12 protein-coding genes are annotated in these 13,231 nt (G+C 60.2%); 6 read left to right on the top strand and 6 right to left on the bottom strand.

Annotated elements, in window-relative coordinates; translation table 11 throughout:
- The first annotated feature begins 80 nt into the window (after window positions 1-80).
- The 3 genes from PQR63_RS09450 (at window position 81) to PQR63_RS09440 (ending at window position 3,164) form a co-directional block, all read left to right on the top strand.
- The gene (locus tag PQR63_RS09450) at window positions 81-1,079 is read left to right on the top strand and encodes a polysaccharide deacetylase family protein (protein ID WP_408167600.1); all 999 of its coding nucleotides are present in this window, start codon (window positions 81-83) and stop codon (window positions 1,077-1,079) included.
- Between the two features lie 4 nt (window positions 1,080-1,083).
- Window positions 1,084-2,289 (top strand): amidase, encoded by a 1,206-nt coding sequence (locus tag PQR63_RS09445; RefSeq protein ID WP_408167599.1) that lies wholly within the window; start codon window positions 1,084-1,086, stop codon window positions 2,287-2,289.
- A 62-nt stretch (window positions 2,290-2,351) separates the two neighbouring features.
- A complete protein-coding gene (locus PQR63_RS09440; protein ID WP_408167598.1) occupies window positions 2,352-3,164 on the top strand; it encodes a GntR family transcriptional regulator in 813 nt (270 codons plus the stop codon).
- 78 nt (window positions 3,165-3,242) lie between these two features.
- Here PQR63_RS09440 and PQR63_RS09435 read toward each other — a convergent pair whose 3' ends face one another.
- From PQR63_RS09435 to PQR63_RS09425, 3 genes are all read right to left on the bottom strand, one after another.
- Window positions 3,243-4,259, bottom strand: coding sequence for an LLM class flavin-dependent oxidoreductase (locus PQR63_RS09435; RefSeq protein ID WP_408167597.1), 1,017 nt, complete (start codon window positions 4,257-4,259; stop codon window positions 3,243-3,245).
- Between the two features lie 80 nt (window positions 4,260-4,339).
- Window positions 4,340-5,380 carry an NADPH-dependent curcumin/dihydrocurcumin reductase gene (gene curA / locus PQR63_RS09430; RefSeq protein ID WP_408167596.1) on the bottom strand — a complete coding sequence of 347 codons (1,041 nt, stop codon included), beginning with the start codon at window positions 5,378-5,380 and terminating at the stop codon, window positions 4,340-4,342.
- A gap of 88 nt (window positions 5,381-5,468) precedes the next feature.
- Window positions 5,469-6,059, bottom strand: a complete 591-nt coding sequence (locus PQR63_RS09425; protein WP_408167595.1) for a TetR/AcrR family transcriptional regulator — start codon at window positions 6,057-6,059, stop codon at window positions 5,469-5,471.
- Between the two features lie 182 nt (window positions 6,060-6,241).
- Here PQR63_RS09425 and PQR63_RS09420 point away from each other — a divergent pair, with 182 nt between their 5' ends.
- On the top strand, window positions 6,242-6,970 hold the full coding sequence (locus PQR63_RS09420; protein ID WP_408167594.1) for an SDR family oxidoreductase: 729 nt from the start codon (window positions 6,242-6,244) through the stop codon (window positions 6,968-6,970).
- Entirely contained in the window at window positions 6,970-8,085 is a 1,116-nt protein-coding gene (locus PQR63_RS09415) for an alkene reductase (protein ID WP_408167593.1), read from the top strand. The genes PQR63_RS09420 and PQR63_RS09415 overlap by 1 nt, the downstream gene beginning before the upstream one ends.
- Here PQR63_RS09415 and PQR63_RS09410 read toward each other — a convergent pair.
- Window positions 8,082-9,005, bottom strand: coding sequence for a LysR family transcriptional regulator (locus PQR63_RS09410; RefSeq protein WP_408167592.1), 924 nt, complete (start codon window positions 9,003-9,005; stop codon window positions 8,082-8,084). The genes PQR63_RS09415 and PQR63_RS09410 overlap by 4 nt on opposite strands.
- 61 nt (window positions 9,006-9,066) lie before the next feature.
- Window positions 9,067-10,317 (bottom strand): MFS transporter, encoded by a 1,251-nt coding sequence (locus PQR63_RS09405; protein ID WP_408167591.1) that lies wholly within the window; start codon window positions 10,315-10,317, stop codon window positions 9,067-9,069.
- Between the two features lie 108 nt (window positions 10,318-10,425).
- On the opposite strand from PQR63_RS09405, the gene PQR63_RS09400 reads away from it, so the two are divergent.
- Window positions 10,426-11,400, top strand: coding sequence for a GlxA family transcriptional regulator (locus PQR63_RS09400; protein WP_408167590.1), 975 nt, complete (start codon window positions 10,426-10,428; stop codon window positions 11,398-11,400).
- Window positions 11,401-11,813: 413 nt separating this feature from the next.
- On the opposite strand, the gene PQR63_RS09395 is transcribed toward PQR63_RS09400, so the two are convergent.
- Window positions 11,814-12,947 carry a metallophosphoesterase gene (locus PQR63_RS09395; RefSeq protein WP_408167589.1) on the bottom strand — a complete coding sequence of 378 codons (1,134 nt, stop codon included), beginning with the start codon at window positions 12,945-12,947 and terminating at the stop codon, window positions 11,814-11,816.
- Window positions 12,948-13,231: the final 284 nt, after the last annotated feature.

The raw sequence follows: 13,231 nt of genomic DNA, 5'->3' as shown, positions 1-13,231 counted from the left end.
TAACTTCACTTTATTGATGCAAATATCCATCAAATATTGAAATCAAGAATGCACAAACAACGTGCAGAAAGTGGAAAGAGATGAATAAAATGATGCACAGCGAGACAGCAAACGCACCATCATCGACCAGCAACAATCATGGCAATGGCAATCGCTTCGGCGCCCTGCCCGTTCATGGCCGCTTCGGTTACTCCGCCATCACGCAGCGTCCGCATTACCGCTGGCCCAACGGCGCCGGCCTGGCGGTCTACCTCGGCTTCAACATCGAGCACTTCGCTTTTGGGGAAGGCCTAGGCGCACGGCTCGGGCCGGCAGGTTCGGAACCCGATGTACTCAACTACGCATGGCGTGAATACGGCAACCGCGTCGGCGCCTGGCGCTGCCTTGAACTGTTCGACAGCCTCGGCTTGCCGGCCGGCGTGCTGGCCAACACGGCGCTCTACGACCATTGCCCGGAACTGATTGCCGCCTTCGTTGCGCGCGGCGACGAGCTGATCGGCCACGGTCACACCAACGCCCGTCAGCAAGGCGTGCTCGACGAAGCCGCAGAATTGGCGCTGCTGCAACATTGCCGCGAGCGCATGCAGCAGCACAGCGGCCAGACGCCGACTGGCTGGCTGTCGCCGTGGATTTCGGAAACCATCGCCACGCCCGACCTGCTGCTGGAAAGCGGCTATCGCTACAACCTCAACTGGTGCCACGACGACCAGCCGACGCACATGCAGACGCGCAGCGGCAAGACACTGTGGTCGATTCCCTATCCGCAGGAGGTCAACGACATCCCGATGATTGTGGCGCGCCAGATGGATGGCAAGGATTTCGCCCAACTCATCATCGACAACTTCGACGAAATGCTCGACCAGTCACGCAAGCAGCCGCTGGTAATGGGCATCGCCCTGCATCCTTATCTGGTCGGCCAACCTTACCGCCTGCGCCATCTGCGCCGTGCGCTGGAACATATTGCGCAGGCGCGCGACAAGGGTGACGTGTGGTTCACCACGCCGGGGGCGATTTGCGAGCACGTCGACGGACTCGAAGTTCTGAAAGCAGAGCCGGCCGTGTCGCTGGTGCAGGGGTGATCGCATGAACGTATCTGCCACCACACAATCTACTCAAGCCCACGAAGACTACGCTCGCGCCTGGGTGCCGCATGGTCACTTTGTCATCGCCGGTTCGCCGCAAGGGCCGCTGAGCGGCCTGCACTTTGCCGTCAAGGATGTATTCGACGTCGCCGGCCATCCCACCGGTGCCGGCAACCCCACATGGCTGGCCACGCAGCCGGTGCCGCATACCAGCAGCCCCATCGTCACGACCTTGCTGGCTGCCGGCGCCACGCTGGTCGGCAAGACCATCACCGACGAACTCGCCTACAGCATTCACGGCGACAATGTCCACTACGGCACACCGATCAATACGCGCGCGCCGGATCGCGTCCCGGGCGGCTCGTCGAGCGGATCTGTCGCCGCAGTGGCGGCAGGTTTGTGCGACTTCGCGCTCGGCACCGACACCGGTGGCTCGACGCGCGTACCAGCCAGTTATTGCGGCGTGTGGGGCTTGCGCACCACGCACGGACTGCTGCCGCGCACGGCGATGGTACCGCTGCAACCGTCTTTCGATACCACCACGTGGTTTGCGCAGGATGCGGACGTGTTTGAGCGCGTGGGCAAAGCTCTGCTGCCGGCGTCATCGCATAATTTCAAGCGTGCCCTGCTGCTGTCCGACGTACTGGCGCAGGCCGACGAAGTGTTCCACGACAAGATAGAAAAAGTGCTCAATACTTTTGACGGCGCACGCACACGCTGCACGCTGGTTGATGCAGAGACACTGGAAAGCTGGCGTCAGACTTATGTCACCGCATCCGCTTATGAAGGCTGGCAAGTGCATGGAAAATGGATCTCGGAGAATCAGCCCAACTTCGGCACCGCCGTTGCCTCACGCTGGCAGACCGCCGCCGGTATCAGCGCCGACGACGCCGCGCTAGCGGTACAACGCCAACAAGACATTGCCAGACAAGTCAGCAATTTCCTCGGCCAGGACGGAGTCGCGATCATTCCATCAGCGGCCAGCGTGGCCCCGCTGCTGACGGCTACCGGCGCGGAAGTTGATCAGATCCGCATGCGCACCTTCCGCATCACCTGCATCGCAGGATTGGCGGGCCTGCCGCAGGTCAGTCTGCCGTTTGCTACAGACGCAGGGCTGCCGATCGGCGTATCATTGCTGGGCCCGGCAGGCAGCGACCTGGCACTGATACGGCTGGCGACGGCCTTGTGGAAGCGCTTGCAGACATGACAGTGGTAAACCAGTGTCCGCCAGCCCCTCGCAGAAAAATTCGCAGCATATTGCAGAAAACGATGACCGATATTTCTCTTCGCAGCACAGGTAAAAAAGCCGCAGCAAGGCCCAAGCCAACGTCCAAACCGGCGGCACGCACCGGCCGTCCCAAGGTGCGTCATGACTCACTGGCGCATGCTTCTGCCAACGCGAATGGCGACGATGGCGACGACATCATCCAGCGCATCTACCAGACCGTCTTCGCCAGCGTGATGAGTCAGCGCCTGACACCCGGCACCAAACTGCCGGAAGCTGCGTTGTGCGAACTGTTCGGCGTCGGCCGTACGGTGGTGCAAAAGGCGCTGCAAAAACTTGCGCACGAACACATCGTCGAACTGCGTCCCAACCGCGGCGCCATTGTCGCCATGCCGACACCTGAAGAAACCCGCGAAATCTTCGAAGCACGCCGCTCGCTGGAATCCGCAGTGCTGTCGCTGGCCGTCAAGAACGCCACCAAGTCTGACCTCGCCAAGCTGCGCCGCCAGCTCAAGGAAGAACACGCCGCCATGCACGACTATGCCCAGACTGATTGGGCACGTCTGGCATCGGCCTTCCACCTGCGTGTGGCAGAGCTGTCGCGCAATCCCATCCTGCAACGCTATCTGAGCGAACTGATCTCACGCTGCTCGCTGATCGTGGCCTTGCACGAGCCATCGGGCTACGCCGCCTGCGAACATGACGAACACACCAGCATCGTCGACTTCATCGAAAAAGGCGACGCCGCCGGCGCCATCGCCGCCATGGAAGAACACTTGCTGGTGCTGGAACAACGCATCCATCTGGTCAGCGAAAAGTCGGCAAACAGTCTGGCGCGCATGCTGGGCATGGAGTAGCAATCTGCCGCTGAATAAAAAAGGCCGGGCCATTTTCATGGACCGGCCTTTATTTTTGTCTCCTGCTTCCTCGCTACTTCAAAACTCCAGTGTAGGCACCTTTGGCGTCAAAGCTTCGCGCGCTTCCGCCACGATTTCAAACGACCGCAAACGCGCCGCGTGATCGTAGATCTGCGCGGTGATCATCAACTCGTCGGCGCCGGTGTCGTCGATGAAGTTTTGCAAGCCTTCGCGCACGGTTTCGGGCGAGCCGACGATGGCGCAGGACAGGGAGCGCTCGACATGAGATTTCTCTTCCGGACGCCAGTAGTCTTCCATGGTCTCGCGCGGTGGATTCAACTGGCCCGGCACACCGCGCACCAGATTGACAAACTGCTGTTGCAGCGAGGTGAACAGGCGCTCACCTTCGCGATCCGTATCAGCGGCGAAGACGTTCAGTCCGAGCATGACGTGGGGACGCGCCAGCGCTTCGGACGGCTTGAAGCGGCTGCGATAAATCTCGATGGCCGATTTCATGAATCCCGGCGCAAAGTGCGAAGCGAAGGCAAATGGCAAACCCAGTTCCGCCGCCAGCTGCGCGCTGAACATGCTGGAACCGAGCAGCCACAGCGGCACGTTCAGGCCATAACCCGGCACGGCACGCACGGACTGATACGGCGACGCTTCCTTGAAATATTCCTGCAACTCCACCACGTCTTGCGGAAAGGTATCGGCGCTGTCGCCAAGATGACGGCGCAAAGCGCGCGCGGTACGTTGATCAGAACCCGGCGCGCGGCCCAGTCCAAGATCGATACGACCCGGATAGAGCGACTCCAGGGTGCCGAACTGTTCGGCAATCACCAGCGGCGAATGGTTGGGCAGCATGATGCCGCCAGCGCCGACGCGGATGGTCTTGGTGTTGGCCGCGATATGCGAGATCACCACCGAGGTCGCTGCGCTGGCGATGCCGGTCATGTTGTGATGCTCTGCCAGCCAGTAGCGGTTGTAGCCGAGGGCCTCCGCTTTCTGCGCCAGCTCCTTGCTGTTTTGAAAAGCTTGCGCGGCGGTGCTGCCCTGATTGATCGGCGACAGGTCGAGTACGGAAAACGGAATCATGCTGTGTCCTTGCTGACGCCCGAGCCGGGCGACTGAAATGCGCTATAAAAAACGCTACAAAAATAGTTACACGATCTGAACTATGCGATCTGAACCACGAGCTTGCCGAAGTTCTTGCCTTCCAGCAGCCCCATGAAGGCTTGCGGTGCATTCTCCAGACCTTGCACCACGTCTTCGCGATACTTGATCTTGCCGGCAGCAACCCAGGCGCTCATGTCCTTGAAGAACTCGGCGAAATAGCCGGCGCGCTGGTAGTAATCGAAAATGATGAAGCCCTGCATGCGGATGCGCTTGGTCAGCAGATTGCGCGGCAGCGTGGCGAGCAAGGCCGCATTCGGTGCAACGCCGCTGTATTGCGCGATCAGACCGCACAGCGGTACGCGTGCATGCACATTGAGCAAAGGCAGGACGGCTTCGAACACTTTGCCACCGACGTTTTCGAAATAGACGTCGATGCCTTGCGGGCAGGCGTCCTTGAGTTGTTGCGGCAAGTCGTCACTGCGGTGATCGATGCAGGCGTCGAAGCCGAGTTCTTCCACGGCGTAGCGGCATTTCTCGGCGCCGCCGGCGATGCCGATCACACGGCAGCCCTTGAGCTTGGCGATCTGCCCGACCACGGAACCGACCGCACCGGTTGCTGCCGCAACCACGACGGTCTCACCTTCTTTAGGCTGACCAATGTCGAGCAAGCCCGCGTAGGCGGTGAAACCCGGCATGCCGAACAGGCCGAGCGCATACGATGGACGCGGCATATTCTTGTCCAGCTTGGTGGCAGCGGTGCCGTCGGACAAAGCGTAGTCTTGCCAGCCGGTATAGGCCATCACCAGATCGCCTTCCTGATAATCCGGATGCTGCGACGCCACCACGCGCGACACGGTGCCGCCGGTCATGACGCCGCCGATTTCGACACAGGGTGCATACGACGGTGCGTCGCTCATGCGGCCGCGCATGTAAGGATCAAGTGAGAGATAGTCCGCGCGCAGCAGGAACTGCCCCGCCGCCGGTGTCGGTACGGCGACTTCTTCAATGCGGAAATTCTCGGGTGTCGGCGCGGCGGCAGGACGCGACGCCAGGACGATGCGACGATTGACAGTAGAAGACTGAGTAGTGGATTGCGGCATGATGCTTTCCTTTGGAAAAAGTGAGTCCCTGCCGACCACGATGTCAGCAGTGCTTGCGTTCAAATTTCAATGGGCGATGCGATCGACTTTATGGTGCAACCAGCACGCGCCGGGTGACATCCATCGCGCCTTCGAGTGCGTCGCGACCTTTGCTCAGCTTGCTGATCAAACTCGCGCCCAGCCACAGCTGATAGAGCATCTGCGCCGTCTTGGCCGGTTCCAGCGCGGTATGCAGGGAGCCTTCATCGATGCCCTCCTGAATCACGGCGCCGATGCGCGCCATGATGGCTTTAGTGCCTTCATATAAAGCGATGCGCATGTCGTCGGACAGATCCGCGACTTCCGCACTGAGCTTGACCACCAGGCATTTGTGCTCGGTCATGTCGCAACATTGCGTCTCTATCCAGTGCCCCCAGTAGGTCAGCAGGCGTTCACGTGCGTTGCTGTCACCGGCGGTGAAAAGCTTGTTGAGCACTTGCAGGTATTCGTTGACGTATTGCTCGATCAACTCCTTGCCATAGCCTTCCTTGGAACCGAAGTAATGGTAGAACGAGCCTTTCGGAATATCGGCTGCCGCCAGCAGCTCACTCAAACCCACGCCGGTAAAGCCTTTCTTGGCAATAAGGCCGCGTCCTGCGAGCAGGATGGCGAGTTTGGTTTCGGCGTAGGTATCTCTCATGATGTGGCTATTTTACCCAAAAATTAGACCAGTCGTCTAAAGATCAAAAAACGGGGTGATTCGGGCCGGCAATTGACCCATCTTCAAAAATATCAAGAAGATGATTCAAGCGCCGGACACATTCTCAAGAAAGTCGCTGCGACCGACAATAGCCTCACCTTATTCCACAACGAAAGATCATCATGTCCGACACCTCACTGAAAAACCAGCAAGTCGTCGTCATCGGCGGCACTTCCGGCATCGGCCGCGAAGTCGCCAAGGAGGCGGCACAACGCGGCGCCACCGTTACCGTCATCGGGCGCTCGGCGAAAGCTGACGACAATCTGCGCGGCGTTGTTGCCATCACTGCCATCACTGCCATCGCTGCCGACGTCACCGACAACGCTGCCCTCAACCAAGCCTTTGCCGCCATCGGCAGGATCGATCATCTGGTACTGACCGCAGGCGCTCGTGTCGGCTCGCCCAAGCTGACCGATCTCAAGCGCGACGAATTGGAACTGGCCTTCAACGTCAAGCTGTTCGGTTCGCTGTTTGCGATCCAGGCGGCACTGCCTTACCTGACGCCCAAGGCTTCCGTGACGCTGACTTCGGGCCTGCTGTCGCGCAAGTTCGGCCCTGGTGGTTTGCTCAAGAGCACCTTAAACGCCGCCGTGGAAGCGACTGCAAAAACCCTCGCAAAGGAACTGGCGCCGCGCCGCGTGAACGTCGTCAGCCCCGGCGTCATTGACACAGAGTTGTGGGGCGAAGCCGGTGCAGAATCGCGCGTGGCGGCAATGGCCCGCATCGGCCAAGGTTTGCCGGTGGGCCGTGTCGGCACACCACAGGATGTAGCGCAGGCATACCTGCTTGCCATGGAAAACGGCTTCGTCAGCGGCGCCGTATTTGATATCGAAGGCGGAGGATTACTGTAATGACTAACACCACACCATTGAAAGACTCGACCCTGTTTTCAACATTGCAACTGGGAGAGTCTCAGTTGCCCAACCGCATCGTGATGGCGCCAATGACACGCGCCCGCACCACGCAGCCGGGCAATATCCCTAACCAGATGATGGCCGAGTACTATGCCCAGCGCGCAACAGCCGGTCTGATCGTGAGCGAGGCGACGCAGATTTCCCCGCAAGGCCAGGGCTATTCGTTCACGCCGGGTATCCACACCCAGGAACAGATCGCCGGCTGGAAGCTGGTCACCGATGCCGTACATGCCAAGGGCGGACGCATCTTCGTGCAGTTGTGGCACGTCGGACGCGTGTCGCATACGGTATTCCATGACGGTGCGGCACCGGTGGCACCATCGGCGATCCAGCCGCGCGGTACGCAAGTGTGGATTGTGGGTGACGACGGCGTCGGCCGCATGATCGATACCTCGATGCCGCGTGAACTGACGGTGGCAGAGATCGGCGACATCGTCGAAGACTTTCGCCAGGCGGCGGCCAATGCGATGAAAGCCGGTTTTGACGGTATTGAATTCCATGGCGGCAACGGCTACCTGATCGATCAGTTTCTGCGCACAGTGTCGAACCATCGCACCGACCAGTACGGTGGCAGTGTCGACAACCGCGTACGCTTTTTGCGCGAAGTGGTGACGGCAGTGGTCAAGGAAATCGGCGCAGAACGCGTCGGGGTGCGACTGGCACCTTACATCACCATGAAAGACATGGCCGATCCTGAAATCGTCGACTCCATCCTCCACGCTGCCGGCGAACTGGAAAAACTCAAGGTCGCCTATATCCATCTCTCGGAAGCCGACTGGGACGATGCGCCGACGATTCCCGAAGATTTTCGCCACAAACTGCGCGCCGCTTACTCGGGACGCATCGTGGTGGCCGGACGTTATGACAAGGATCGCGCAGGCAAGATATTGGCCGATGGACTGGCCGATCTGGTGGCCTTCGGCCGACCTTTCGTCGCCAATCCGGACTTGCCGAAACGCTTGCAGGAAAATCTGGCGCTGGCCGACCTCGATGGTGCGACCTTGTTTGGTGGCGATCAGCGCGGCTATAGCGACTATTCGCCTGTCGCTTAAAAAGCGATGCCCAGCTCCCCGAGTCCGGCGGACTGGGCGGCGAAACGCTCTTGCAGGAAGTCCAGCAGCAGCTTGACGCGCGGTGGCTGGTGCTTGTTGCGGTGATATAGCGCATGCAGCGGCACCGGCGCCGACAGCTTGTCGGGCAGTACGATGCGCAGGCGTTCCGCGCGAACGTCATCGACGATATCCAGCGCGGACTTGTACGCGTAACCGCGTCCCTGCACTGCCCACTTGCGCAGGATCTCACCGTCGTTGGTCTCGTGATAGTGGTCGAGCTGGATGGATTCAGCGCGCTTGCCGCTCTGGAACTGCCACACGTTCATCGGACCGGCCGAGGTCGTCAGCACCAGCGCGGGCCGCTGCGCCAGTTGCGACAATTCCGTCAACGGGCCGAAGTGGTCATCGCAAGCCGGTGCTACGCAAATCACGCGGCGGTTCGGCGCCAATGTGCGCGCCACCATGCTGCTGTCGGCGAGCTTTCCGTAACGAATGGCGACGTCGACATCGTCGAGCACCAGATTGGCGTGCGAGTCGGTCAGCGCCAGGACGAAACGCACGTCCGGATAGCGCTGCGAGAATTCCAGCAGATAATCCTGCAGCAGATTGCGTCCCAGATCCGACGGCGCCGAGATGCGCACCGTGCCTTGCACCAGTTGCTTGCCGGCTTGCAGTTGATGTTCCGCTTCGGTGATGGCGTCGATGGCTTGCTGGCAGTAGTACTGATACAGCCGCCCTTCTTCGGTCAGCCGCAACTGACGCGTAGTGCGCTCGAACAGCTTGACGCCGAGCGACTGCTCCAGCCTTTGCATGGCCGCGCTTGAAGCCGCCGGCGACAAGCCGACCTTGCGCCCGGCAGCAGAAAAGCTGCCGGCGGAAGCCGCGCTCAGAAACAGACGCATGTCGCTCAGACGATCCATGGCGGAGAGGAGAAGTGGTTGAAGCGGATGATTATTACATCAACTCGACATCAACCCGACATCAACGCGCCTGCCTGAGAAAAATCGGCCACGCAATCAGCGCGCCGACTGCGCCGGCCAGCCACACCGCCGGCCATGATTGCCAGGCCAGCAAGACCGGCACCGCCTGCGCCGCCAGGAAGAACACCAGAAACACGCAGGTATTGCCCAGCCCCAGCGCCGTGCCGACCTGATGCGCACCTGCCAGTGTTGCCAGTTCGGTATACGCCACGCCATGCCAGGCCGAGGCGCAAATGCCGCCGGCGATCAGCATCAGCACGATGAGCCCCAATACCCATTGCGGCCAGCTTGCCGGCGCCAATGCCGCCAGCACGCCCAGTCCAACGAACAGCAGCACGCTCAGTGCGCTGCAGGTGCGCAGATAACTGCGGCGATTGCCGTGGCGGTCAGTCCACCGTCCGCTCCAGACCCGCATCACTGCGGCACCGATCTGAATCGCCGCCATGGTCGCGCTGATCAGGGTCAAACCGGCATGACCGACATCGTGCAAGAAGATCGTCGCGAAGGTCAGCACCGATACTTGCGGAAAACACAAAATCCCGATCGCCATCGCCACGCGCCAGACCTTGATGTCACGCAAGGCGCTACGCGTCTGCGCCGGCGCATTCATTCCGCCGGCAACAGCAGGCGGCTCATGCAGCCACAACCACGCCATAGCGGCACTGAGCAAACAGAACAGCGCCAGCAATCCGTACACTGCCGCAAAGCCATGCGCCGACGCCAGCGCCGGCAAGACCACGGCACCGACACCGCCGCCGACCGGCACCGCGGTCTGGCGGATGCTCATCGCCAGACCACGTTCGCCCTCGCGAAACCAGCCCATCACTGCACGGCCGCTGGAGCCGTTGACGCTGCCGCCAAGCAGGCCGACCGTCAGCAAACCCAGCGCCAATTGCCACATCGTTGGTATGCCATCAATGCCGGGCACCGCAAACAACGCCATGGCCGCCAATGTCAGCGCAGTGGTGATCAGACCACACAGCAACACCTTGCGGTCGCCCCAACGGTCGGTCAGCACGCCCCATGGCAATTCGCTCACCGCCACGCCGAGACCAAGCGAACCCAGCACCAGACCAAGTTGTGTGTTGTCGAGCCGATAGTCGGCGCGCATGAAAATGGCAGTGACCGGAATCCCGGCAAAGGCGGCGGAAAAGCTGGCGTTGGCCAGCACGCCGATACCGAGGATTTTCCAGCGATGGCTGTCCTTGCGCACGGCAAGTCCGTCCGGCGTAGCTTGCGCTGTCGTGTTCATGATGCGACTCCAAGGTGATTTGACACCTAGAGTGTGCCGTGCCACCATGCGTCCAAAATGACATAAAAACCTCGTTTTTGGACAATCCTCTTTTTTGGACAAACTGTCATGCGCAAGATCGGCTTTTTACTCTTCCTCGACTGCAGCCTGCTCGACTTCACCGGCCCGCTGACCGCCTTCGACGTTGCCAACCGGCTTAGTGAAGAACGTTCCGGAGCGTCCCGGCCTTATCAACTGCGCGTGATGTCCGAACAAGGGGGCATGCTGGAAAGCGCGTCGGGCACGGCGGTCGTCACTCACCCGCTGGACCGCAGCGCATTCGATACGCTGATCATCGCCGGGGGCGCCGGTCCGCGCGAAGGCGTGCTGTCGGCGGCCTTGCTGGATTACACCCGCCACGCCGCCGGCCAGGCCCGCCGCGTCGCCAGCGTCTGCACGGGAGCATTCGTCCTCGCCGCCGCTGGCCTGCTCGACGGCAAGCGCGCCACAACACACTGGCGTATGGCGGCACGGTTGCAGCGCATGCACCCGATGGTGCAAGTCGACAGCGACAAGATCTTCATCAAAGACGGCAATGTCTGGACCTCGGCCGGCATCTCTGCTGGCATCGACCTCGCGCTGGCGCTGATCGAAGAAGACCTGGGCGTCGAACTGGCACGCGCCGTCGCCCGCGAACTGGTGGTGTATCACCGTCGTCCGGGCGGCCAATCGCAATTCTCCAACCTGCTGGAAATGGATCCGCCCTCAGGCCGCATCCGCGAAACCCTGAGCTACGCACGCAATCATCTGCATGAATCGCTGAGTGCAGATCGCCTGGCAGAAATCGCCTGCCTGAGCCGCCGCCAGTTCGACCGCGCCTTCAGCGCGGAGACCGGACAAACACCGGCCAAGGCGATTGAAAAACTGCGAGCGGAAGCGGCGCGGCCACGTGTGGAAGCAGGAGAAGAGTCATTGGAAAACATCGCCCGCGCCGTCGGCTTCGACGACCCGGAACGCATGCGCCGCGCGTTTCTGCGCGTGTTTGGATATCCCCCGCAAGCGATCAGAAGAGCGCAGCGGAAACAGGAAGCGTTGTATCTTTGAGGATGGAGTTTGAAGGCACGTCATCACGACGCTGAGACGACAAAATGAAAAGTAAAAGTGAAATTTGCAGCATGACCAGCGCCTGAAGCCACGATGCCGAAGGCGAGCCACCCCAGGGCAAAGCGAAGCGAGCCGGTCTCGAAGTCCGCTTGAGAGTAGCCGGTGACGGCAGGTGCAAATCGGAAAAAGAAGGGAAAAATGTCTGAGCGCAGCGAGTTGTTTTCCCTTCCCGATTTGCGCCTGACGGCGCCGGGAACCCCGAAGGGGCTACGACCCAGCGGCCGCCTTCTTTTGCTTACTTTTCTTGGCGGAGCAAGAAAAGTAAGCGGCTGCCGGGCCGCCCCCGGCTAGGTTGATCGAAGAAAGAAAAGAATCAGCTACAAAAAGCAGGCAAGTCGGAACAGATCAAATCCTCACGCACTCACCAACCTCAACCTCGTAATCTCCGAAGGCGCCAACAACCTCTTAGGCGGCCCCCAATACCCCGTCCCACGGCTCGTATACACCCACAAATCCTTCAAGCGATTCAAGCCCGCCACATAAGGCTGCTGCAAAGGCACAAAGAAATTCCACGGAAAAAACTGCCCACCGTGTGTATGCCCCGACAATTGCAAATCAAATCCCGCATCCGAAGCTGCAGCAGCCGACCGCGGCTGATGCGCCAATAGCACGCGCACGCTGCTGACCGGCGCATTGCGAATCGCTGCATGCGGATCACTGCGATGATTCTCATCGAAGTGATGAGCGGTGAAATCCGTCACCCCCGCCAACACCAGCGGCGCACCATGATGCTGCAACACCACGTGTTCATTCATCAACACGGTCAGTCCAAGACGACGCACCTCTTCGATCCAGGCATGCGCATTGGAGTAATACTCATGATTGCCGGTGACGAAGTAAGCGCCGTGACGCGACCGCAATTGCTCCAGCGGCGCTGTGTGCTCGGACAACTGCTGCACGCTGCCGTCGACCAGATCACCGGTGATGGCAATCATGTCGGCCTTCAACGAATTGACCTTGTCGACGATGGCGCGCAAATAGCTGCGCTTGATGGTGGGACCGACGTGGATGTCGCTGATCTGCACGATGGTGAAACCTTCCAGCGCCGGCGACAAGCCCTTGATCGGTACGTCGATGTCGACTACGGCAGCCAGACGGCGTGCATTGGCATAGCCGATCACGGTCAACAGCAAAGCGCATCCAATGACGGCCCAGGCAGTGCTCTCCACCATGTCCGGGGTCAACGCGCCAAACAAAGGCAGCACCAGCAAAACAATCTCACGCAGGATCGTCAGCAGCAGCAGCGACGAAAACAAGCCCATGATCAGCATGCCGACCCAGGCCAGGCGATCCGACAAGGGCTGTTGCTTGATCCCGCGCGACAGCAAACCAGCCGGGATCAGCAAGTACGACAACACCAGCAACAAGGCCCCGGTGGCTTGCCAGGCGGCATCAATACCCAGCGCGGGCAAGATGCGCCAGCCTATCCATGCGTGTAGGGCTCCCAATATGGAAAGCACAAAAACAATCGTGAAACGTGACGGCATGAGACCTCGCGAAGGATAAAAAGATGATGTTGCCGTGCATGTTGGTATGCATACACGCATTTCAATGGCTTGCCCGCTGTTGCAGTGTGATTACCTTGCAATCGCCTTGTTTTGCCGGGTTTTGCTGAGTTTTATTCAGAATTCCTGACAGGCTGCTGAGCAAATTGCCTGCCAGCGTAACAGGCAAGTACGCCGGAAAGAGCAGATGGAAAAATATTTTTGTGCGGCACAATATTGCGGCCTCTCGAACGTCCTCATCTGCATATCTGCCAAATCAGGGAGAA

Source organism: Herbaspirillum rhizosphaerae (assembly GCF_046025915.1).
GTDB lineage: Bacteria > Pseudomonadota > Gammaproteobacteria > Burkholderiales > Burkholderiaceae_D > Herbaspirillum > Herbaspirillum rhizosphaerae_A.
This window is presented reverse-complemented; position numbering and strand designations above follow the sequence as displayed.